This is a genomic window from Paraburkholderia sp. BL10I2N1 (assembly GCF_004361815.1).
GTDB lineage: Bacteria > Pseudomonadota > Gammaproteobacteria > Burkholderiales > Burkholderiaceae > Paraburkholderia.
Map to the genome: position 1 here is coordinate 3,934,909 of NZ_SNWA01000001.1, position 21,296 is coordinate 3,956,204.

General features: G+C 63.4%; 20 protein-coding genes. 3 read left to right on the plus strand and 17 right to left on the minus strand.

All coding sequences use genetic code 11. From position 1 onward, the window contains the following. Window positions 1–75: 75 nt before the first annotated feature. From B0G77_RS18215 to B0G77_RS18235, 5 genes are all read right to left on the minus strand, one after another. Window positions 76–816 carry a 3-ketoacyl-ACP reductase gene (locus tag B0G77_RS18215; RefSeq protein ID WP_133663363.1) on the minus strand — a complete coding sequence of 247 codons (741 nt, stop codon included), beginning with the start codon at window positions 814–816 and terminating at the stop codon, window positions 76–78. A gap of 190 nt (window positions 817–1,006) precedes the next feature. Continuing rightward, the gene (locus B0G77_RS18220; RefSeq protein ID WP_133663364.1) at window positions 1,007–2,188 is read right to left on the minus strand and encodes an acetyl-CoA C-acetyltransferase; all 1,182 of its coding nucleotides are present in this window, start codon (window positions 2,186–2,188) and stop codon (window positions 1,007–1,009) included. A gap of 152 nt (window positions 2,189–2,340) precedes the next feature. After that, complete coding sequence (phaC, locus tag B0G77_RS18225; RefSeq protein ID WP_133663365.1) at window positions 2,341–4,260, minus strand: class I poly(R)-hydroxyalkanoic acid synthase; 1,920 nt, start codon at window positions 4,258–4,260, stop codon at window positions 2,341–2,343. Between the two features lie 429 nt (window positions 4,261–4,689). Next, on the minus strand, window positions 4,690–5,523 hold the full coding sequence (gene pgeF / locus B0G77_RS18230) for a peptidoglycan editing factor PgeF (protein WP_133663366.1): 834 nt from the start codon (window positions 5,521–5,523) through the stop codon (window positions 4,690–4,692). After that, window positions 5,520–6,752: an RluA family pseudouridine synthase gene (locus B0G77_RS18235; RefSeq protein ID WP_133663367.1), complete on the minus strand. Its 1,233-nt coding sequence runs from the start codon at window positions 6,750–6,752 to the stop codon at window positions 5,520–5,522. The genes pgeF and B0G77_RS18235 overlap by 4 nt, the downstream gene beginning before the upstream one ends. Before the next feature lie 119 nt (window positions 6,753–6,871). Between B0G77_RS18235 and B0G77_RS18240 the strand changes: the two genes are divergently transcribed. Beyond that, window positions 6,872–7,675: an outer membrane protein assembly factor BamD gene (locus B0G77_RS18240; protein ID WP_243751143.1), complete on the plus strand. Its 804-nt coding sequence runs from the start codon at window positions 6,872–6,874 to the stop codon at window positions 7,673–7,675. Window positions 7,676–7,828: 153 nt separating this feature from the next. On the opposite strand, the gene rlmD is transcribed toward B0G77_RS18240, so the two are convergent. Further along, window positions 7,829–9,133, minus strand: a complete 1,305-nt coding sequence (gene rlmD / locus B0G77_RS18245; protein WP_243751144.1) for a 23S rRNA (uracil(1939)-C(5))-methyltransferase RlmD — start codon at window positions 9,131–9,133, stop codon at window positions 7,829–7,831. 185 nt (window positions 9,134–9,318) lie between these two features. Here rlmD and B0G77_RS18250 point away from each other — a divergent pair, with 185 nt between their 5' ends. After that, complete coding sequence (locus tag B0G77_RS18250; protein ID WP_133663369.1) at window positions 9,319–10,173, plus strand: endonuclease/exonuclease/phosphatase family protein; 855 nt, start codon at window positions 9,319–9,321, stop codon at window positions 10,171–10,173. A gap of 54 nt (window positions 10,174–10,227) precedes the next feature. Here the strand turns inward: B0G77_RS18250 and B0G77_RS18255 are convergent, their stop codons facing one another. Genes B0G77_RS18255 through surE form a run of 5 tightly spaced genes read right to left on the minus strand, consistent with a single transcriptional unit; the run spans window position 10,228 to window position 14,731 of the window. After that, window positions 10,228–11,004 carry a 3'-5' exonuclease gene (locus B0G77_RS18255; protein WP_133663370.1) on the minus strand — a complete coding sequence of 259 codons (777 nt, stop codon included), beginning with the start codon at window positions 11,002–11,004 and terminating at the stop codon, window positions 10,228–10,230. Between the two features lie 4 nt (window positions 11,005–11,008). Further along, on the minus strand, window positions 11,009–12,100 hold the full coding sequence (gene rpoS / locus B0G77_RS18260; protein WP_133663371.1) for an RNA polymerase sigma factor RpoS: 1,092 nt from the start codon (window positions 12,098–12,100) through the stop codon (window positions 11,009–11,011). Window positions 12,101–12,111: 11 nt separating this feature from the next. Beyond that, on the minus strand, window positions 12,112–13,059 hold the full coding sequence (locus B0G77_RS18265) for a peptidoglycan DD-metalloendopeptidase family protein (RefSeq protein ID WP_133663372.1): 948 nt from the start codon (window positions 13,057–13,059) through the stop codon (window positions 12,112–12,114). 5 nt (window positions 13,060–13,064) lie between these two features. Next, window positions 13,065–13,976: a protein-L-isoaspartate(D-aspartate) O-methyltransferase gene (locus B0G77_RS18270; protein ID WP_133663373.1), complete on the minus strand. Its 912-nt coding sequence runs from the start codon at window positions 13,974–13,976 to the stop codon at window positions 13,065–13,067. Continuing rightward, the gene (gene surE / locus B0G77_RS18275; RefSeq protein WP_133663374.1) at window positions 13,973–14,731 is read right to left on the minus strand and encodes a 5'/3'-nucleotidase SurE; all 759 of its coding nucleotides are present in this window, start codon (window positions 14,729–14,731) and stop codon (window positions 13,973–13,975) included. Before surE ends, B0G77_RS18270 begins: the two co-directional genes overlap by 4 nt. 153 nt (window positions 14,732–14,884) lie before the next feature. On the opposite strand from surE, the gene B0G77_RS18280 reads away from it, so the two are divergent. After that, entirely contained in the window at window positions 14,885–15,859 is a 975-nt protein-coding gene (locus B0G77_RS18280; RefSeq protein ID WP_133663375.1) for an NADPH:quinone oxidoreductase family protein, read from the plus strand. A gap of 135 nt (window positions 15,860–15,994) precedes the next feature. Here the strand turns inward: B0G77_RS18280 and B0G77_RS18285 are convergent, their stop codons facing one another. The 6 genes from B0G77_RS18285 to B0G77_RS18310 form a co-directional block, all read right to left on the minus strand. Then, on the minus strand, window positions 15,995–16,819 hold the full coding sequence (locus B0G77_RS18285) for an ABC transporter permease (protein WP_133663376.1): 825 nt from the start codon (window positions 16,817–16,819) through the stop codon (window positions 15,995–15,997). Between the two features lie 8 nt (window positions 16,820–16,827). Beyond that, window positions 16,828–17,673 (minus strand): ABC transporter ATP-binding protein, encoded by an 846-nt coding sequence (locus B0G77_RS18290; protein WP_133663377.1) that lies wholly within the window; start codon window positions 17,671–17,673, stop codon window positions 16,828–16,830. A gap of 88 nt (window positions 17,674–17,761) precedes the next feature. After that, the gene (locus B0G77_RS18295) at window positions 17,762–18,799 is read right to left on the minus strand and encodes an ABC transporter substrate-binding protein (RefSeq protein WP_133663378.1); all 1,038 of its coding nucleotides are present in this window, start codon (window positions 18,797–18,799) and stop codon (window positions 17,762–17,764) included. A 149-nt stretch (window positions 18,800–18,948) separates the two neighbouring features. Beyond that, on the minus strand, window positions 18,949–20,163 hold the full coding sequence (locus B0G77_RS18300; protein WP_133663379.1) for a CaiB/BaiF CoA-transferase family protein: 1,215 nt from the start codon (window positions 20,161–20,163) through the stop codon (window positions 18,949–18,951). 94 nt (window positions 20,164–20,257) lie between these two features. Beyond that, window positions 20,258–20,854: a recombination mediator RecR gene (gene recR / locus B0G77_RS18305; protein WP_133663380.1), complete on the minus strand. Its 597-nt coding sequence runs from the start codon at window positions 20,852–20,854 to the stop codon at window positions 20,258–20,260. A 45-nt stretch (window positions 20,855–20,899) separates the two neighbouring features. Then, window positions 20,900–21,226, minus strand: a complete 327-nt coding sequence (locus B0G77_RS18310; RefSeq protein ID WP_006048866.1) for a YbaB/EbfC family nucleoid-associated protein — start codon at window positions 21,224–21,226, stop codon at window positions 20,900–20,902. Window positions 21,227–21,296 lie beyond the last annotated feature (70 nt).

Genomic DNA, 21,296 nt, shown 5'->3' on the forward strand with positions numbered 1-21,296 from the left:
CCCTTGCGCAATGCGGGACGCCGCCGGAAACATCTGACCCGCAGCACGCCCCGCCAGGACGGGGCGCGAGTGGGATCAGCCCATGTGCAGGCCGCCGTTGAGCGAAAAATCGGCGCCCGTCGAAAAGCCCGATTCTTCGGAGGCAAGCCACGCCACGATCGAGCCGATTTCATCCGGACGGCCAAGACGGCGCACCGGAATCGTCGCCACGATCTTTTCGAGCACGTCGGGGCGGATCGACTTCACCATGTCCGTACCGATGTAGCCTGGCGAAACGGTGTTCACCGTCACGCCCTTGGTTGCCACTTCCTGGGCCAGCGCCATCGTGAAGCCGTGAATGCCGGCCTTCGCGGTCGAATAGTTGGTCTGCCCGAACTGGCCTTTCTGACCGTTCACCGACGAGATATTGATGATGCGGCCAAAGCCACGCTCGACCATGCCGTCGATCACCTGCTTCGTCACGTTGAAGAGGCTCGTGAGATTGGTGTCGATGACAGCCGTCCAGTCTTCGTGGGTCATCTTGCGGAACACCACGTCGCGGGTGATGCCGGCATTGTTGACCAGAATGTCGATCTCGCCGACTTCAGCCTTCACCTTGTCGAACGCCTGCTTGGTCGACTCCCAGTCGCCGACGTTGCCTTCCGACGCGACGAAATCGAAACCGAGGGCTTTTTGCTCGCCCAGCCATTTTTCACGACGTGGGGAATTCGGGCCGCAGCCAGCGACGACCTTGTAGCCATCCTTGTGCAGACGCTGGCAGATACTCGTGCCGATGCCGCCCATCCCGCCCGTTACATACGCAATTCGCTGTGCCATAAACCACACTCCATTATCGTTGTGCGAGGTGCCGACCGGCAGCCTCCTTCCTCGCCTTCACCGTCTCCGTGCCTCTGCCGCCTTTTGCACTCTAATGCAACAGAACCCACCCGATTCGCCAGATTCAGCGAGAACGCTGGCCGGGCGCCGCCCTGAAACGGCGCCTGGCCGCGGCGACCAGGTTATGCCGTCAAGCGCGCTCGACTGCGAGCGCGACGCCCATGCCGCCGCCGATACACAGCGACGCCAGACCTTTCTTCGCGTCGCGCTTCTGCATTTCGTGCAGCAGCGTGACGAGAATACGGCAACCGGACGCGCCGATCGGATGGCCGATCGCAATCGCGCCGCCATTCACGTTGACCTTCGACGTGTCCCAGCCCATCTGCTTGTGCACGGCGAGCGCCTGCGCGGCAAACGCCTCGTTGATTTCCATCAGGTCCAGATCCGCCGGGCTCCAGCCCGCGCGCTCCAGACAGCGACGCGAGGCCGGCACCGGGCCCATGCCCATCACCTTCGGATCGACGCCCGCATTCGCATAAGCCTTGATGCGCGCGAGCGGCGTAAGACCGAGCGCCTCGGCCTTTTTCGCCGACATCACGATCACGGCCGCCGCCCCGTCGTTCAGACCCGACGCGTTCGCCGCCGTCACCGTGCCTTCCTTCGAGAAGGCCGGCTTCAGGCCCGCCAGCGATTCGGCTGTCACGCCGTGGCGCACGAATTCGTCGCTGGCAAAGCGCAGCGGCTCGCCCTTGCGTTGCGGTATCTCGACCGGCACGATTTCAGCATCGAAACGGCCTGCCTTCTGTGCGGCTTCCGCCTTGTTCTGCGACAAAGCCGCGAACGCATCCTGCTGCTCGCGCGTAATGCCGTATTCCTTCGCCACGTTCTCGGCCGTGACGCCCATGTGATACTGGTTGTACACGTCCCACAGGCCGTCGACGATCATGCTGTCGACCAGCTTCGCGTCGCCCATGCGAAAGCCGTCGCGCGAGCCCGGCAGCACGTGCGGCGCGGCGCTCATGTTCTCCTGGCCGCCTGCAACGACGATATCCGCGTCGCCCGCGATGATCGCGTTGGCGGCCAGCATCACGGCTTTCAGGCCCGAACCGCAGACCTTGTTGATCGTCATTCCCGGCACGGCTGAAGGCAGCCCCGCCTTGATCAGGGCCTGACGGGCCGGGTTCTGGCCGGAACCGGCCGTCAGCACCTGACCCATGATCACTTCGCTGACCTGCTCTGGCTTCAGGCCCGCGCGTTCGAGGACGGCGCGGATCACCGTGGCGCCGAGTTCGGGCGCCGCGATCTTCGCAAGCGATCCGCCGAATTTGCCGACACCTGTACGTGCGGCCGATACGATCACAACATCAGTCATTTTCATTTCCTCCGGGCGCCGCGGTGTCATGCGCCGCAGCCCGTCAAGTTAAAAAACCAACTGCTTCAATTGCTTCATCCGTTTCGCACGCTTCGTACGATGTGCACCTGATGCCGGCGAAGACACCGACGCGACGTCATGCGTCGATCTGATCAATCGCGTTGCAGGACATAGCGCCCCGGCGCGGGCTCGATCTCGGGGAATTCGGCTGAGCCCGGTTCGCTACGCGGCTTCACCTTTTTGCCAGCGTATTGATCGAGCCATTCCGTCCAGTCGGGCCACCAGCTGCCAGGTACTTCCTCGGCCTGCCCGAACCATTCCTCGGCATCCTGCGGCAGGCTTCGATCCTCGCCCTTCAATACCCAGTAGTTGCGCTTGTTCTTCTTCGGCGGGTTGATCACGCCGGCGATATGGCCGGACGCACCCAGCACGAACCGCACCGGACCATTGAGCAACGGCACCGATGCGTAAGCCGTCTGCCACGGCACGATATGGTCTTCACGCGAACCGTAAATGAAGGTGGGCACATCGATGCGCGACAGGTCCACCGGTTCGCCGCAAACAGTAAGCGCACCCGGCTCGCGCAGCCTGTTCTCGAGATATGTATGGCGCAGGTACCAGACATACATCGGTCCCGGCAGGTTCGTCGAGTCGCTGTTCCAGTACAGCAGGTCGAACGGCACCGGCGTGCGACCCTTCAGATAGTTGTCGACGACGTAATTCCACACGAGGTCGTTCGGACGCAGGAACGAAAACGTGTTCGCGAACTCGATGCCACGCATCAGGCCCGGCTGAGCGCCGCCCATTCCGCCGATCGTCTGCTCGCGCATCTTCACATGAGCTTCGTCGACGAACACGTCGAGCACCCCTGTGTCCGAGAAATCGAGCATTGCAGTGAGCAAGGTCATCGACGACGCCGGATGTTCGCCTCGTGCGGACGCGACGGCGAGCGCGGTTGCGAGCATCGTGCCACCGACACAGAAGCCGAGCGTGTTGATCTGCTCGCGACCGCTGATCTGGCGGACCGTATCGATCGCTTTCAGCACACCATCGCCGATGTAGTCATCCCACGACTTGTGCGCAACCGATGCGTCCGCATTGCGCCACGAAATCAGGAATACCTGATGGCCCGAATCGAGACCGTGCGCGACGAGAGAATTCTCCGGCTGCAGATCGAGGATGTAGAACTTGTTGATACACGGCGGCACGATGAGCAGCGGCCGCTCACGCACGGTTGCCGTGCGTGGCTTGTACTGGATCAGCTGAAACAGGTCATTCTCGAAAACGATTGAGCCTTCGGTATTCGCGAGGTTCTTGCCGACAATGAAACGTGACTCGTCCGTCTGGGAAATCTTGCCGCGCTGAAGGTCGCCCAGCAGGTTCATCACACCCTGCCGCAGGCTTTCGCCCTGACTCTCGAGCAGCGTTTTCTGCGCTTCCGGATTCAAGGCGAAGAAGTTGCTCGGCGACGCCGCCGCCGTCCATTGCTGAACGGCGAAGCGGATGCGTTCGCGCGTCTTCGGATCGGTTTCGAGCGCGTCGACGAGTTCCTGCAGATAGCGCGCGTTCAGCAGATACCAGGCCGCGGTGAAACCATAGGCCGGCGTGGCTTTCCACGCTTCCGAGCTGAAACGCCGGTCCTTCAGTTCAGGGACGGTCTGCTTCGCATCCGCAGCCTGCTGGATGAGTTGCATCGCCTCTCGCGAATAGTCGGCCTGCAGTTGCTGAAGACGGCCCGGAGGGATCGCCGCAGTGGGCATCTTCAAGCCGGCGAAAGGCGACATCGACGCCGCGGCTTTCGTGAAATCCGGCATCGATGCAAACGACGGCATCTGGGGCATCTGCGGCATAGGGAACGGCGTGCCGTTTGCTCCGAAGTTTGCACCCGGCCAGGACACACCCGGCATATTGCCTTCCGGGCTCTGCGCAGAATTGCCCAGCGAACGCCATGCGTTCATCCAGGTATCGAACATTTGTTGCATCCCGACGGTAGCGGTATCGCCCTGCTGTTGCGTGGCGTCCGATGAGGTGTCCGTACGGGAGGAAGTCGAGGAACGTTTTGATGCAGCCATACCTGCTTTTGACCGGTGGGTCCTCGCGGACTGGTTGAGAGGCAGGTTTATTGCGCACGTGGGCGATTGCTCGCGACCTCGTCACGCCCTGTCCCGTGGTGAGGAACATTCTTGCTCCCCATCGCAAGGCATGTCAATGCTTGTTCCCGATTTTGCCGCAGTGCGATATTTTTTTAATTATCGTTTTCCCCATGTTTTTCTGCAGTCTGCAAAGCGGGGTATGCGTGCGATGTTATCAAATGCAAAACGAGCCCTGAATGCACGGCTTGTCGTGTATTCGCGCAGCCTGACTAACATGTTAAGCGCGATGTTTTTCTGTGCTTTACGCTGGACTGAGGCAGCGCAACAAAAATGCGCTGCCTGTCCGCCGACGAAGCGGCTTCGCGCAAACCCTGGTCAGGCGGCCGCTCCTGATGCCTGAGGGGCGCATTAACCGGCGAGCCAGATCATCGCGGCCATACGGCCGGTTTCCCGGTCACGACGATACGAATAGAAACGCTCGCGCTGGGTAACAGTACACATATCGCCACCGCTTACACGTGTAATACCGATTTGATTCAAACGGATACGTGCGAGCACCGCCAGATTGGCAAAGTATTTACCCGGCATTTCGGGTCGTGGGACAAATCCTTTTGCCGTCGCATCGCGTTGCACACCATCGACACCATTCATGAACGCGTCACGCACGTCTGAACCGACCTCGAAGGTGCCTCGCCCGATCGCCGGGCCGAGGTACGCGTGCAGCGCGCCCGTCCCCTCGCCTGCGAGATCCGCGACGCGCTGCGCCGTCTTCTCGACGATGCCCGCCGCGAGGCCGCGCCATCCCGCGTGCGCCGCACCGACTGCCCGCCCGTTCTCATCACAGAAGAGCACCGGCATGCAGTCGGCGATCATGACGACACAGACAACGCCCGGCTGATCGGTCACGCTGGCATCGGCGCGCACGGGGGCCGCGCCCTGCTGCGCGCCGGCGAGCACTTCGTCGGCACGAACCACTTCCGCACCGTGGACCTGTTCGAGCCAGGCCGCGGGTGCGCCCGTCAACGCAAGGAGCCGTGCGCGGTTGATCTCGACGGCTTGCGAGTCGTCCCCCGCGCGGCGGCCGAGGTTCAGGCCGCCCGGCAGATCGACACCGTCATGCCAGCGACCGAAGGGCGGCGCGCTCACGCCGCCGTTGCGCGTCGTGACGAGCGCGCGCACGCGCGGCGATACGCGCCATTCCGGTTGCAGCACGTCGGCAAGCGTCAGTTCCGGTGTGCTCATAGATTACGGTCCTCGCTATCGTCCTGTTCGTCAGGCAGATCGTCGTCGAAAGCGGTGTCGTAGTTTTCATCGCCGTCGTAATACGCTTCGTCGAAGGCACCTTCGTCGTCGCGCCCGAGGCCGAGCGCCGCCGATAGCGCCGCGAGATCGTCCGGCACGTCGGCGCGCCATTGCATCGTGCGGCCGGTGCGCGGATGGATCAGGCCAAGGCGCCACGCGTGCAACGCCTGGCGCGCGAAGCCGTCGGGCAGCGGCGTCACCGAGCGTTTGCCGCGCGCCCGTCCGTACACCGGATCGCCGAGCAGCGGATGACCGATGTGGGCGCAATGAACGCGAATCTGATGGGTTCGCCCGGTCTCCAGATCGCAGTGAATCGCCGACACCGGCTGGCGCTCCCAGATGGTCGAGTCGACCCGCCGGAAATGCGTGCGGGCGGGCTTGCCCGACGCACCGGTGACGACCGCCATCCGCGTGCGTTCGCGCGGATCGCGTCCGATCGGCGCGTCGATCGTGCCTTCATCGGGCATGTTGCCCCACACGAGCGCGAGATAGCGGCGCTTCACCGTGCGTGCCTGCAACTGGCGCACGAGATCTGTCTGCGCCTCGAGCGTGCGCGCGACGACCATCAGACCGGAGGTCTCCTTGTCGAGCCGGTGCACGATGCCCGCGCGCGGCAGACCGGCCGCCGCGGCGCCGTACCGGTGCAGCAGGCCGTTCAGCACGGTGCCGCTCCAGTTCCCAGCCGCGGGATGGACGACGAGACCGGCGGGTTTGTTGATCACGACAAGGGTTTCGTCTTCATAGACGATGTCGAGCGGCACCGGCTCCGGCGTGAATGCAAGCTGCTCCGGCAGCAGGTCGGGCACGAGTTCGATCGTGGCGCCGAGAGGCACCGGCTGACGGATCTTCGCCGGCGCGCCATCCACCTGTACGCGCCCCGCCTCGATCCAGCTCTGCAGACGGCTGCGCGAAAATTCCGGGAACACCTTCGCGAGCACCTTGTCGAGGCGATCGCCCGCGAGTTCGTCCGGCACCTGCACGATGCGCGGCGTTTCGTCGACGCCTTCGCGCCCGACCATGGGAGCGGGCTGCGGCACAAGCGCGTCGCTGCCGAGATCGTCATCGAGGGAATCGCCTGACAGCGCGTCGTCAGGGTCGGCGCTTAAGCTATAATCTTTGTTGCTGTTCCGCGTACCGGCAGCGGTACCCGGAGTATTTGAGCGGGTCATTGAGTCTGGGTCACCTGGACGTAAAGATAGACTGGAAAATGCGAGCCTTGAACACCATTACCAATATGGCCCGAACGACAGCGGCCCAAACGACAGCGGCCCGCAAGACGGCCGGCAAAATGACCGCAAGCGTGGCCCGATATTTTGCCTGCGCCGCCGCCCTGGCAATCGTGGCAGCCTGTCATGGCCTGCCCGAAAAGACCGATGAAACGGCCACGTGGGCGAACAACAAATTATATACGGAGGCGCAGGACGCCTTGTCCGGCGGCGACTGGGGTAAGTGCGCGAAATACTTCGAATCCCTCGAAGGGCGCGATCCGTTTGGCCACTTCGCCCAGCAGGCACAGATCAACGTTGCGTACTGCAACTGGAAAGATGGTGAAACCGACGCCGCCGACCAGGCCATCAGCCGCTTCATCCAGCTGCATCCGGATCACCCGGACATCGCTTATGCGTACTATCTGAAAGGCTTGATCCATTTCAACGACGACCTCGGTCTGTTTGGCCGCTTCTCGGGCCAGGACATGAGCGAGCGCGACCCGAAGTCGTTGCGCGAGTCGTATGACGCGTTCAAGGTCGTGGTCGACAAGTACCCCGACAGCAAGTATGCGCCGGACGCCGCGCAGCGTATGCGTTATATCGTCAATGCGCTGGCGTCGCACGAAGTGCACGCGGCGGACTATTACTATCGCCGTGGCGCGTACATCGCAGCAATCAACCGCGCGCAGGTCGCGATCAGGGAATACAAGAACGCGCCGGCCATTGAAGACGCGCTGCATATCATGCTGCTGTCCTATCAAAGGCTCAACCAGCCGCAACTGGCCGAAGATACGAGGCGCGTGCTGGCTGGCACCTTCCCGGACAGTCCGTACATCACCGGACGTTCACGGCCGGGTGCGCAAAAGTCCTGGTGGCAGTTTTAAGCCGTCCTTCGTTTCGCATCACGACCTGAGTTTCGACTCAGGTCAAACAAAAATGCCATGGATCACTCCATGGCATTTTTGTTTACGACGCCGGTTTTATTGCTGGCAGGGGCGGCGTGGCCAGCTGCCCCCCTCAGTCGCGCTCAACCCCATTCAGTCCCGCTCGAACAACGCAATCGACTCCACATGCGATGTGTGCGGAAACATGTTCACCACTCCCGCACCCTTCAACCGGTAGCCCGCTTCGTGCACCAGCAGGCCGGCGTCGCGCGCCAGCGTCGCCGGATTGCACGACACGTAGACCATACGCTTCGGCAACGGGCCGTCGCCGCTCTGCGCGATCTCCGCCAGCGCCTTGGCTACGGCCAGCGCGCCTTCGCGCGGCGGATCGATCAGGAACTTGTCGAAGTAGCCGAGCGCGCGCAAATCGTCTGCGGTGATCTCGAACAGGTTGCGGCACGCGAACGACGTATGGCCCGCGACACCATTCTCTTCAGCGTTCGCGAGTGCGCGCGTCGTCAGCACCTCGCTGCCTTCGATACCGACCACTTCCTTCGCGAGCCGCGCAAGTGGCAACGTGAAATTGCCAATTCCGCAGAACAGGTCGAGCACGCGATCCGTGCTCGACGGCGCCAACAGGCGCAGCGCGCGGCCCACCAGCACGCGGTTGATCTCGTGGTTGACCTGGGTGAAGTCGGTCGGCTTGAACGGCATCCGGATGTTGAATTCCGGCAACGTGTAGTCGAGCTGCGCGTCGAGCGGATAGAACGGCGTAACCGTGTCCGGCCCCTTCGGCTGGAGCCAGAACTGCACGTTGTGCGCATCGGCGAAATCGCGCAGCAGCTGTTCGTCGGCGGCATTGATCGGCTCCAGCACGCGCAGCACCAGGGCCGTCACCGACGCGCCCACCGCGAGCTCGATCTGCGGCATCCGGTCACGAATCGAGAGCCCTTCGACCAGCCGGCGCAGCGGCACCAGCATCGCCGACATATGCGGCGGCAGCACTTCGCAGCTCGTCATGTCGGCGACATAGCTGCTCTTCTTCTCGTGGAAGCCGACCAGCACGCCGCCCTTCTTCTCGACATGGCGCACCGTCAGCCGCGCGCGGTAGCGATATCCCCACGTCGGCCCGTGAATCGGCCGGAACACGGTTTCGGCGCGCAGCTTCGCCAGATGGGCGAGATTGTCTTCCAGCACGCGCTGCTTGACCGCGATCTGCGCCCGGATGTCGAGATGCTGCATCGAACAACCGCCGCAGGTGCCGAAAAACTGGCATTGCGGCTTCGTGCGGATCACACTCTCACGCAGAACTTCGACCACCTGCGCCTGCTCAAAACTCGGCTTCCTGCGGTAGCTCAAATAGCTGACGCGTTCGCCGGGCAGCGCACCTTCGACAAAAATGACCTTGCCTGGCTCGCCGTCCTCGTTGACCGTGCGGCCGACGCCGCGCGCTTCCATGTCGAGCGAGTCGATTTCCAGAATCGGGGCGGTAACGGGGACGGCACTCGCCCCCGCTTCGGCGGACGCTGACTTGTTTCTACGCGAGCGATGATGGGCAGTTCGAGACACCTGCGGCTTCCTGACGGACATGTGGGGAAAGGCGAGATTGTAGACGAACCGCGACTGGCGACGGAGATTTGACAATGAGACTGATCAGTTGGAATGTCCAGTGGGGACGCGACGCCGATGGCAACGTGAATCTCGCCCGCACGCTGGACGAGGCGCACCGCCTCGCCGATTTCGATGTGCTGTGCCTGCAGGAAATCACGCTCGGCTTCAGCGGGCTGCCGGGCCGTCCTGGCGACGACCAGGTTGCGGAACTCGCCTATCTGCTGCCAGGGTTTACCGTAGTGCATGCGATCGGCGCCGATCTGAAGCCGCTCGCGCCTGGCGCGCGCCGACGCCAGTTCGGCAATGCGCTGGTGACGCGCCTGCCGGTCGAGCGCGTGATTCGCCATTCGCTGCCGTGGCCGGCGGACCCGGCGGCCCCCTCAATGCAGCGGGTCGCGCTCGAAGCAGCGCTGGATGCGCCCGGCGGCCCGTTGCGGGTGCTCGTCACGCATCTTGAGTTCTATTCGCTGACGCAACGGCTTGCGCAGGTCGATGCGTTGCGGCGTGTGCAGCAGGAAGCGGCCGGACACGCAGCGCGTCCCGCCCGGGAGGAAAATGCGACCGGCCCGTTCGCCAGCAGCGCGCGACCTCTGAGCGCCATCGTCTGCGGCGATTTCAACAGCGCGTTCGGCAGCGAGGCGTACCAGCGGATGCTCGAGCCGCTTCCAGGCAGTCCTGCTTTCATCGACGCCTGGACCGAGCTGCATCCGGGCGCGACGCCGCCGCCGACCGCCGGCATCTACGACACCGTGCAATGGAAGAATGGGCCGCTCACGTGCGATTTCGTCTTCGCGACTGAGGATCTGCGTGGCCGCTTGCGGCGCTGCGAGATCGACGGCGCCACGCGCGCGTCGGATCATCAGCCGATCGTTCTGGAGCTGGATTGACAGGCAGTGCCGTCTGGGCGCTATAGAGGCGCCGGCAAAACGGCGTCAGGATGGCTAGCCTTCGAACGCGGCGAGGTATTCGGCCCAGTGCGCCGCGGGCTCCTGCGCGAGTGCGTTCTTGACGATATTGATTTCGTCGTCGTATTCGGCGGCAGAAAAGCCGCCGCGCATCAGCTGGAACCGGCAATACAACAGATACGTGTTGACGACGTCCGTTTCGCAGTAGTTGCGGATTTCTTCGATACGGCCCTGCTGGAAGGCGTGCCAGACCTGTCCGCCGTCCATCCCGAGCTTGCCGGGAAATCCGCACAGCTTCGCGAGCGCGTCGAGCGGCGCGTTGGCGCGCGCCTGGTACATCGCGAGCACGTCCATCAGGTCGGTGTGGCGTGCGTGGTAACGGCTGATGTAGTTATTCCACTTGAAATCGCGGTCGTCCTCGCCGAGATCCCAGAAGCGCGACGCCGGAATACCGTTCACCAGCGCCCGGTAGTTCAGCACGGGGAGATCGAACCCGCCGCCGTTCCAGGACACGAGTTGCGGTGTGTATTTTTCGATCACCCGGTAAAACGACTGGACAAGCGCCGCCTCGCCGTCGGCGGGGGTGCCGAGCGAGCGGACGCGAAAACCGGCGTTATCGCGAAACACGCACGAGATTGCCGCGATCCGCTGCAAATGGTGCGGCAGAAAATCGCTGCCGGTCTTTTCGCGGCGCGCGGCGAACGCGTGTTCGGCGACCTCTTCGTCGGTCAGTGTGTCCGGGAGCGCTTCGAGCCGGCGAATGCCGGCGACATCGGGAATCGTCTCGATGTCGAATACAAGAATCGGTGTCATCAGGTTATAAGACTGCGTCCTTGCGAACACCATTAGAGGCAAAGAAACGCTTCAGGCGCACGAGCGCTTCCTGCTGGATCTGACGCACGCGTTCACGGGTCAGGCCCATTTCATCGGCGAGTTCTTCCAGCGTGGCCGGCTCAATGTGGTTCAGGCCGAAACGGCGTTCGATTACATGGCGATGCTTGTCCGACAACCGCGCGAGCCACGCCCGAGTCAGTGTTTCCAGCTCGCGGTGCTGCACTTCGGCATCCGGCGACTGGCTCTGGTCATCCGACAACAGATCGAGCAGGCTGCTCGCGGGGTCGAGATCGAGCGGCGCGTCGAGCGACGCCGTGTGCTCGTTGAGCGCGAGGATGTCGGTGACTTCGTCGGTGGTCTTGCCGGTCAGGTAGGCGATGTCGTCAATGCTGGCGTCACGGCGGTCGGCCGCCGGGCCAGCATTCATTGAATTTTTCTCGAGATGGCGTTTTGCGCGCAGCACCTGATTCAGTTCGCGAATCACGTGCACCGGCAGACGCACCGTGCGCGCCTGATTCATGATCGCCCGCTCGATGCTCTGACGGATCCACCAGGTGGCATAGGTCGAAAACCGGAAGCCGCGCGTGGGATCGAATTTCTCGATCGCGTGCATCAGACCCAGGTTGCCTTCCTCGATCAGGTCGAGCAGCGGCACGCCGCGATTCAGATAGCCCTTGGCAATACTGACGACCAGCCGCAGATTGCGTTCGATCATCACCTGCCTGGCCTCAAACTCACCTGCTTTAGCGAGCCGCGAATAACGCTGCTCTTCCTCGACGGTCAGGAGCGGCTTGACGCTTATGCGATTCAGATAATGCTGGATGGTGTCGGCGGTGAGTTCCGCCTGCAGCAACGCGCGGAAGTCGTCTGCGTCAGGCGCGGAATCGTTTGCGCTGTCGCGCGCGTCAGCGACTTCATCGGCTGCGACTGCGCGCTCATCCAGGTCGGCCGGGCTGTCGACCTCGTCCATGCCGTCGTCTTCATTGACTGCGCCACCGTCCTCCACCGAAACATGCGTGGCACGGCTGATCGACTCAGTTCCGGCTTGCGGCAGGCGGCGCTTCGATTTCGGCATGGTCGTATCGCTTATTGCGGCGGCAAGTACTTCAGTGGGTCGACAGGTTTACCCTGCCGGCGAACTTCGAAATGCAACATCACACGGTCCGAATCGCTGTTGCCCATTTCGGCGATCTTCTGCCCCCTGGTCACCGCGTCTCCCTCTTTTACCATCAAAGCGCGGTTATGTGCATACGCCGTGAGATAAGTCGCGTCATGCTTGATGATAATGAGATTGCCGTATCCGCGCAGCCCATTTCCAGCATAAACCACACGACCATCCGCCGAAGCCTTGACCGGATCGCCGGCTGCCCCGCCGATATTCACACCTTTGTTCTTCGAATCGTCGAACGTATTGAGCAGCGGGCCGCGCACCGGCCATGCGAACGAGACATTGCCGTTGGCGCCCGCCGTCGTATCGCTCGCCGACGGCTGCGGCGCGAGCGCTGTTGCCGCTGGTGCGTTTGCACCCGAACTGTAGAGCGGCGGCGCGGGCATCACGCCGGCGGCAGCGCCCGTCGTAGCCGGCGCCTGAGCGCCGAGCGGCGCGCTCTGCACACCACCGCCGACGCCAACCGGCGAGGTGGCGACGCCAGGCGTCAGCGCAGCGACGTTCGCCCCTGGAGGCGCAACGCGCAGCAACTGGTCGACTTCGATCTGGTTGGGATTGGTGAGGTTGTTCCAGCTGGCGATGTCACGATAGTTCTGGCCGTTTTCGAGCGCAATCCGGTACAGCGTATCGCCCGGCTTCACACGGTAGTAACCCGGAGGAGGCGGCCCGAGCGGAACGGACGGCTGGGCCGCCTGCGTGCCGATCGCGCCCGAGCCGGAACGATCGACGACCGGCGCCTGATCGAACCGCGTCGCGCAGGCCGTCAACAGGGAGAGCGCGACCACGCATACGCTGCTTCGGGCCACTGTCAGTGCGGTCAGGTCGATATTCAGGCTGGTTCTTTGCATCGCGCGCAACATACTCATCGGTTTCAGATCACTCCGGATTTTAAGGGTACAAAGAAAACGCGATCAAGCCGCGATTCGCGCCACTGCGCCGGCCCGGTGCGCTCGACGAGCGTCAGCACCTGCGCCTGCCCGTCCTGCGATCCGACTGGCGCGACGAGCCGCGCGCCGATCGCGAGCTGTTCGAGCAGCGCCTGCGGCACATCGAGGCCAGCCGCGGCAATCACGATGGCGTCGAAAGGCGCAGCGGCCGGCAATCCGATTCGCCCGTCGCCGTAATGCAGACGGATGTTCGGAATGCGCAGCGGACGCAAGTTGGTCTTGGCGCGCTCGTACAACGGCTTGATACGTTCAATCGAATACACGTCGCGCGCGACCTGGCTCAGCACGGCGGCCTGATAGCCGCAGCCGGTGCCAATCTCGAGCACGCTTGTGAGTGGACGGCCTGCCGCTGCAAGTTCGATCATGCGCGCGACCACCGACGGCTTCGAGATCGTCTGGTGATGACCGATCGGCAGCGCCGCATCTTCGTAAGCCTGGGCCGCGAGACCGGGGTCGACGAACATGTGGCGCGGCACAACTGACATCGCGTTCAGCACGCGCTGATCCGTCACGCCGTTCGCCCGCAGCCGTTCGACCATCCGCTCGCGCACCCGTTCCGAGGTCAGCGCCATCGCGCTGTTCAACGCGACGTTCGGTGCTGCGCTGCGTTCGGCCTTCGCGCTCACCGGCTTGCCGTTCGCTGAATGACGCGAGCCCGGCGCGCGGTGGCCCGGCTGTTCGCGCGCGGTAAGCGGCGCGCGTGCGGTTCCGGGCCGCGCATCGCTGCCTGCAACGCCGCTCGTGCGAGTCTCGCCAGTCCGGCCTTCGGGCCGGCGCGGCTCGCGCACCAGATCGGCGAGGCCGAGCGGAAAGCGCTTCGCGCGCTCGCTGGTCATGAAGCGCTGCTCCCGGCGCGCACCCATTCGCGCGCCGCGGGCAGCATCTGCGTGTGGGTCAGGTCGAGTTGCAGCGGGGTGATCGAGACGTGGCCGTGCGCGACGGCGTGAAAGTCGGTGCCTTCACTTGCATCGCGGGCGCTGCCCGACGGGCCGATCCAGTAGATCGGCTCGCCGCGCGGGTTGGTCTGGCGGATGACCGGCTGCGACGGATGGCGTTTGCCAAGACGCGTGATCTGCCAGTCGCGCAACTGGTCGTAAGGCAGGTTGGGAATGTTTACGTTCAGCAACGGATGGCCCGACAGCGGATGAGCGAGATAGTGCGCGACGATCTCCGTGGCGACGCGAACCGCATCGCCGAGATGCGCCCAGTCTTTGTCGACGAGCGAAAATGCGATCGCCGGCACGCCGAACATGATGCCTTCGGTGGCAGCGGCAACGGTGCCCGAGTAGAGCGTGTCTTCGCCCATGTTCTGGCCGTTGTTGATACCCGACACGACGAGATCCGGAGTGTGGTCCAGCATGCCCGTCAGCGCGATGTGCACGGAGTCGGTCGGCGTGCCGTTCACATAATAGAAACCGTTTGACGAGCGCAGTACCGAGAGCGGCCGCGACAGCGTCAGGGAGTTCGAGGCACCGCTGCAGTTCTGCTCGGGAGCCATCACGGTGACATCGGCGAGCGGCTTCAACGCGTCGTGGAGCGCGGCGAGGCCAGGCGCCAGATAACCGTCATCATTGCTGAGTAGGATTCGCATGCGGCGATTGTAACCGAGGAAAGATGGCACGCGAACGACGCACCAGACGATGCGTGGCGTCGGTACGAGACATGCCATAAACGCACGTTCGTTCGGACCGGCTTTGACTTTGACTTACACTTTGTCTTTGCCCTGCAACGACCAGGAGACACGATGCGCGCAATCCGCTGCAACCGGTATGGGCCGCCAGAGAGCCTGACCATCGAAGACATTCCCGATCTCGTGCCTGCGCCCGGCGAGGTCGTGATCGACGTGAAGGCGGCGAGCGTCAACTTCCCTGATGTGCTGATCATCGAGAACAGGTATCAGGTCAAGCCGCCTCTGCCCTTCACCCCCGGCTCGGAAGTCGCGGGTCTGGTGCGCGCGGTCGGCGATGGCGTCACCCAGTTTCGGCCAGAACAACGCGTGGTCGCATTCATGGGATCGGGCGCTTTCGCCGAACAGGCCGTCGCGCCGGCCACAGCCTGCATCGCGCTTCCCGACGACGCCGATTTTGCGGTGGCAGCCGCATTCACGCTGGTGTACGGGACGTCGCATCACGCCGTCGTCGACCGCGCCGCGTTGCAGGCCGGCGAAACGATGCTCGTGCTCGGCGCGGCAGGCGGCGTCGGCCTTGCTGCGGTGGAGATCGGCAAGGCGCTCGGCGCTCGGGTGATCGCCGCGGCGTCAACGGACGAGAAGATTGCCGCCTGCGTCGAGCACGGTGCGGATGCGACGATCAACTACAGCCGCGACGACCTGCGCGAGCAGATCAAGGCACTCACCGACGGCCGGGGCCCCGACGTGATCTACGACCCGGTCGGCGGCATCTATACGGAACCGGCGTTTCGCAGCATTGGCTGGCGCGGGCGATATCTGGTCGTCGGGTTCGCGAACGGCGAAATTCCGAAACTGCCGCTCAACCTGACGCTGCTAAAAGGCGCGAGCGTAGTCGGCGTATTCTGGGGCGATTACGCGCGACGTGAACCCGAGCGCAATACCGCGGGCTTCATGCAGATGCTCGGCTGGATGAAAGAAGGCAAGCTGCGGCCGTACATCTCCACCCGTTACGCGCTGGAAGACACCGGACGCGCGTTGCGCGATATGGCGGAACGGCGCGTCGTCGGCAAGATCGTGATTACGCCCTGACCTTCTTCCGATACGACCGGCGGTGCTCGCGTGTCGCTGGTATGACGCCTGTACCAGCCAGAACGAATGCGGCGCGCGATCAATCGCGCGCTGCCTGTCTTTCCACCTGTCCTTCCTTGCCGCTGCCTCAGGTCTTCACAGCTTTTCGGTTTCGCCGCTTTTCGGCTGCCACTTCATCAGACGCCGTTCCATCACACCGACCACGCCGTCGAGCACCAGCGCAAAGGCTGTCAGCACCAGAATCCCGGCGAACACGGTGTTGATGTCGAAAGTGCCTTCGGCCTGCAGGATCAGATAGCCAATACCGCGCGCCGAGCCCAGATATTCGCCGACCACCGCGCCGACAAACGCCAGCCCGACCGACGTGTGCAGACTGGAAAACACCCAGCTCATCGCGCTCGGCAGATAGACGTTGCGCAGCAGCTGCTTGCGGTTGGCGCCGAGCATTCGCGCATTCGCCAGCACGACGGGGCTCACCTCCTTCACGCCCTGATAGACGTTGAAGAAGACGATGAAGAACACCAGCGTCACGCCGAGCGCGACCTTCGACCAGATCCCGAGCCCGAACCACACGCCGAAGATCGGCGCGAGGATCACGCGCGGCATCGAATTGGCGGCCTTGATGTACGGATCGAAAAGCCCGCTCGCGAGCGGCGAAAGCGCAAGCCACAGACCGATTGCAAGACCGAAGATCGTGCCAAACGCGAACGCGAGCACGGTCTCGATCAGTGTGACCCACAGGTGAAGATAGATTTCACCAGTCGCGAACCAGTCCCAGATCCGCATCAGCACTTTCTGCGGCTCGCCGAAGAAGAACGCCGCCTTGTTCGGATCGTCGAAATAGAACGGCGGCAACAGCGTCGGGCTCGTCAACGCGTACCAGAGCAGAAAGCTCAACACCAGCAGCAGCCACTGCCAGATCGCGAGGTTGGCGCGATTGGGGCGCACACGCTTCCACATGTCTGTCCTTACTGTTTCGATGGATGGCCGGCCGGCTGCAGCGGGACGGCCGTTAGTTGCTGCTGATAGCCCTTCAGCACTTCATCGCGCAGCACGCTCCAGATCTGTGCGTGAAGTTCGACGAAGCGTGGATGCGCGCGAATCTCGGCAACATCGCGCGGACGCGGCAGATCGATCGTGAATTCGCCGATCGGCCGCGTGCCCGGTCCCGCCGACAGCACGACGACGCGATCGGACATGGCGATCGCCTCGTCGAGATCGTGCGTGATGAAGAGCACCGCCTTGCGCTTCGCGGCCCACAGGTCGAGCAGTTCGTTTTCCATCAGCTGGCGCGTCTGGATGTCGAGCGCCGAGAACGGCTCGTCCATCAGAACGATGTCCGGGTCGAGAATGAGCGTCTGCGCCATCGCGACGCGCTTGCGCATGCCGCCCGACAACTGATGCGGATAGCGGTCGCCAAAGCCGCCGAGACCCACGCGCTTCAGCCACTCATCCGCCTTCGCGCGCGCTTCATGTCGCGGCACATCGCGGAAGGACAGGCCTGCCATCACGTTGTCGATGGCGGAGCGCCACGGCATCAGCGCATCGGCCTGAAACATATAGCCGGCGCGGCGGTTGATGCCTGTGAGCGGTTCGCCGAACACGCTGACCGTGCCCGATGACGGTTCGAGCAATCCCGCGCCGATGTTGAGCAACGTCGACTTGCCGCAGCCCGTCGGCCCGACGACCGACACGAATTCGCCCGGAGCAATGCGCAGCGTCGTGTCCCTGACTGCCGTGTAACGCTGCGAGCGGTCGTCACGCGACGCAAACGTGCAGGTGATGTTTTCGAGCGCCAATGCGGCAACGGTCATCGTTCGACTCGCTTCTTCTGTTTCTGATGCAGTGAGAATCGTGCGGCGGCGGGCAGGCTTTGAACTGCACCGCCGTTGCGGCCGTGACTTACGCCTTGACGGTGGCGAGCGCCTTCTTCACGAAGTCGTTGGTCCAGGTCTTCGACAGGTCGATCGACGCACCCTTCACCGTTTCGTCGAACGTCTGCAGCGTACGCAGCGACGTCGCCGGACCATCGGCCGGCATCATGCCGTCCGGCGACATCGCTTCCTTCACGTGCGCCCACGCGTCGAGATAGAGCGCGCGGTCGCCGAGCAGGTACGATTCCGGCACCGTGTTGATGAGCTCGCTGCCGGTCGCCGTCTGCAGCCACTTGAGCGCGCGCACCATCGCGTTGGTCAGCGCCTGCGTGGTGTTTGGATTCTTCGTGATGAAGCTCTGCGACGCGTACAGGCAACCGGCTGGCATGTTGCCGCCGAACACCGTGCGCGTATCGGCGAGCGTGCGCGTGTCGGACACGATGCGGATCTCGCCCGCGCGCTCCAGCTTCGTCATGACCGGGTCGAGATTGGCAAGCGCGTCGATCTGTCCTGACTGCATCGCCGAAATGGCGCCCGCACCAGCGCCCACGCCGATGAACGCGACGTCTTTCGCCGTCAGGCCGGCTTTTGCCAGCACGAAGCTCGCCATGATCGAAGTCGATGAACCCGGAGCGGTAACGCCGATCTTCCTGCCCTTCAGGTCGGTAACCGATCTGAAATTCGGCATCGTCTTCTTCGAGACGGCGAGCACGATCTGCGGCGCACGTCCCTGCAGAACGAATTCGCGGAACATCTGGTTTTTGGCCTGCAACAGCAAGGTGTGCTCGAACGCACCTGAGACCACGTCCGCGCTGCCGCCGACGGCCGCCTTCAGCGCCTGCGAGCCGCCCGCGAAGTCGGAGATCTCGACTTCCAGGCCTTCGTCCCTGAAGTAATTGCGCCGCTCCGCGATGCTGAGCGGGAGGTAATAGAACAGGTTCTTTCCACCGACCGCGATCGCGACTTTCTGCGTTTCGGGTTTGCCCTGAGCGAAGGCGAGCGGCGTACCGGCCAATGCCGCGCCAGCGAGCGCGGCTGAGCCGGTGAGGAACGTTCTGCGTTGCATCTTCGATGTCTCCGTTTTTAGTTGTCTTTGCTTTCACCCGGTCGTGTGCCGGATTTTGCGGATGGTCCTTGATCCGCGCTTGCCGTGTACGGCTGTGATCTGTCGAGCGGCCAGGGTTTCAGCGAACATCAGGCCGCCGCGCACGCTGTTCAGACGATCTGCCCGGCATGCAGGCGCGCGATGTGGTCTGCATCATAACCTAGCGAATGAAGGACTTCATCGGTATGTTCACCCAGTTCCGGTCCCAGCCAGCGCGTTTCGCCGGGCGTCTCCGACAGCTTCGGCGTCACGGCGGGCAGCGTGATGTCGACGCCGTCCTGCCATTTGAAGCGCTGGATCATCTGCCGTGCGAGAAACTGCGGATCGGTGAACATGTCGGCGACACTAAAGATGCGTCCGACCGGCACGTCGGCGGCGTTCAGCACGGCGAGCGCCTCGTCGATCGTGCGCGTGGCGAGCCAGGCGGCGATTGCGCCGTCGATCTCCTGCGTGCGCGGCACGCGGCCATCGTTGTGCGCGAGATCAGGATCGTTGGCGAGGTCCGCGCGGTCGATGGCAAGCATCAACCGCTTGAAGATCGGATCGCTGTTGCCCCCAATCACGATGCTGCCGTCGCGACACGGGTAGGTATTCGATGGCACGATCCCCGGCAGCGAAGCGCCGGTGCGCTCGCGAACCATCCCGTACACGCCGTATTCGGGCACCACGCTTTCCATCATGTTGAAGACGGCTTCGTACAGGGCGACGTCGACGACCTGCCCTTTGCCGCCATTCACCTGCCTGTGGTGCAACGCCATCAGCGAGCCGATCACGCCGTGCAGCGCCGCGATGGAATCGCCGATCGAAATGCCGATGCGCGGCGGCGGCAGATCCGGATAGCCCGTGATATGGCGCAGGCCGCCCATCGATTCGGCAATCGCACCGAACCCCGGACGATCGCGATACGGTCCGGTCTGGCCATAGCCCGACAGCCGCACCATCACGAGACCTGGATTTTCAGCGGACAGCACGTCATAGCCGAGACCGAGTTTCTCGAGTAGGCCTGGACGGAAATTCTCGACGACGATATCTGCTTCCCTGGCAAGACGCCGGACGATCTCCTTGCCCTCTTCGGCTTTCAGGTTGATCGTCACCGACTTCTTGTTGCGCGCCTGCACCGCCCACCACAGAGACGTGCCACCTACTTCCGGGTAGAGCTTGCGCCACTTGCGCAGCGGATCGCCGCCCTTCGGGTCTTCGATCTTGATGACCTCCGCGCCGAACTCACCGAGAAAACGCGCCGCGAACGGACCCGCGATCAGCGTGCCGAGTTCGAGCACCTTGACGCCCGCAAGCGGGCCAGACTGGCCAGTGGTTGCGCTCATGTGTCTCCTTCGTGTCTTTTTTGCCTGGTCTTCTCTGGTACCGGATGCGCCTGCAGTGCGCCCAACACACGCCCAGCGCGTGCCGGCTGCTGCGCTATAGCGAACGCCTGTCGAGCATCGCGCGGGCGATCGTGCCGGCGTCGACGTATTCGAGTTCGCCGCCAACCGGGACACCGCGCGCAAGCCGCGTCACGGCAAGACCGCGCGCCTTGAGTGTCTGCCCGAGATAATGGGCGGTGGCTTCGCCTTCATTCGTGAAGTTGGTCGCGAGCACGACTTCCCTGACGACGCCATCCGATGCGCGCTTCACCAGCCTGTCGAAATGAATCTCCTTCGGCCCGATGCCGTCGAGCGGACTCAGACGGCCCATCAGCACGAAGTACAGGCCACGATAGGTCATGGTCTGCTCGAGCATGATCTGATCGGCGGGTGTTTCGACGACACATAGCAAGGTCGGATCACGTTCCTCGTCGAGGCAGACTTCGCAGACCTGCGCCTCGGTGAACGTGTTGCACTTCTCGCAATGTTGCAGGTTTTCGGTGGCAAACAGCAGCGAGCGGCCGAGACGTTCGGCGCCGTCGCGGTCGTGCTGCATCAGGTGGTACGCCATGCGTTGCGCGGACTTGGGCCCGACTCCGGGCAGTGCGCGCAGCGCGTCGACGAGCGCCGACAGGGCGGAAGGTTGTTTCATGCGAAATCGGCGTCGTCGAAAAAGGTGAAACGGATGTCCGCCCGCTCAGAACGGGAGCTTGAAGCCCGGCGGCAGCGGCAGTCCCGAAGTCATGCCGCCCATCTTTTCCTGCGCGGTCGCTTCGGCCTTGCGCACGGCGTCGTTGAACGCGGCGGCGACGAGGTCTTCCAGCATGTCCTTGTCGTCGGCGAGCAGGCTCGGGTCGATCGAGACGCGGCGCACGTCGTTCTTGCACGTCATCGTCACTTTGACGAGGCCCGCGCCCGACTGCCCCTCGACCTCAATCTGAGCGAGTTGCTCCTGCATCTTCTTCATGTTTTCCTGCATCTGCTGAGCCTGCTTCATCAGCCCGGCGAGTTGACCTTTCATCATGGCGTGCTCCTTCTTGATCGTGTGAAATTCAGGGATATGGCGGTATTACGCGCCTCAAGTCCGTTGGGTT

Bases quoted from the DNA above. Each gene is read 5' to 3' on its own strand.
- B0G77_RS18250 (WP_133663369.1), top strand. From the start codon at position 9,319: ATGAGACTGATCAGTTGGAATGTCCAGTGGGGACGCGACGCCGATGGC.
- B0G77_RS18220 (WP_133663364.1), bottom strand. From the start codon at position 2,188: ATGACTGATGTTGTGATCGTATCGGCCGCACGTACAGGTGTCGGCAAA.
- B0G77_RS18255 (WP_133663370.1), bottom strand. From the start codon at position 11,004: ATGACACCGATTCTTGTATTCGACATCGAGACGATTCCCGATGTCGCC.
- pgeF (WP_133663366.1), bottom strand. From the start codon at position 5,523: ATGAGCACACCGGAACTGACGCTTGCCGACGTGCTGCAACCGGAATGG.
- B0G77_RS18310 (WP_006048866.1), bottom strand. From the start codon at position 21,226: ATGATGAAAGGTCAACTCGCCGGGCTGATGAAGCAGGCTCAGCAGATG.
- B0G77_RS18285 (WP_133663376.1), bottom strand. From the start codon at position 16,819: ATGTGGAAGCGTGTGCGCCCCAATCGCGCCAACCTCGCGATCTGGCAG.
- surE (WP_133663374.1), bottom strand. From the start codon at position 14,731: ATGCGAATCCTACTCAGCAATGATGACGGTTATCTGGCGCCTGGCCTC.
- B0G77_RS18235 (WP_133663367.1), bottom strand. From the start codon at position 6,752: ATGACCCGCTCAAATACTCCGGGTACCGCTGCCGGTACGCGGAACAGC.
- B0G77_RS18265 (WP_133663372.1), bottom strand. From the start codon at position 13,059: ATGAGTATGTTGCGCGCGATGCAAAGAACCAGCCTGAATATCGACCTG.
- B0G77_RS18270 (WP_133663373.1), bottom strand. From the start codon at position 13,976: ATGACCAGCGAGCGCGCGAAGCGCTTTCCGCTCGGCCTCGCCGATCTG.
- B0G77_RS18240 (WP_243751143.1), top strand. From the start codon at position 6,872: ATGACCGCAAGCGTGGCCCGATATTTTGCCTGCGCCGCCGCCCTGGCA.
- B0G77_RS18215 (WP_133663363.1), bottom strand. From the start codon at position 816: ATGGCACAGCGAATTGCGTATGTAACGGGCGGGATGGGCGGCATCGGC.
- B0G77_RS18300 (WP_133663379.1), bottom strand. From the start codon at position 20,163: ATGAGCGCAACCACTGGCCAGTCTGGCCCGCTTGCGGGCGTCAAGGTG.
- B0G77_RS18280 (WP_133663375.1), top strand. From the start codon at position 14,885: ATGCGCGCAATCCGCTGCAACCGGTATGGGCCGCCAGAGAGCCTGACC.
- B0G77_RS18290 (WP_133663377.1), bottom strand. From the start codon at position 17,673: ATGACCGTTGCCGCATTGGCGCTCGAAAACATCACCTGCACGTTTGCG.
- B0G77_RS18295 (WP_133663378.1), bottom strand. From the start codon at position 18,799: ATGCAACGCAGAACGTTCCTCACCGGCTCAGCCGCGCTCGCTGGCGCG.
- recR (WP_133663380.1), bottom strand. From the start codon at position 20,854: ATGAAACAACCTTCCGCCCTGTCGGCGCTCGTCGACGCGCTGCGCGCA.
- rpoS (WP_133663371.1), bottom strand. From the start codon at position 12,100: ATGCCGAAATCGAAGCGCCGCCTGCCGCAAGCCGGAACTGAGTCGATC.
- rlmD (WP_243751144.1), bottom strand. From the start codon at position 9,133: ATGGAAGCGCGCGGCGTCGGCCGCACGGTCAACGAGGACGGCGAGCCA.
- phaC (WP_133663365.1), bottom strand. From the start codon at position 4,260: ATGGCTGCATCAAAACGTTCCTCGACTTCCTCCCGTACGGACACCTCA.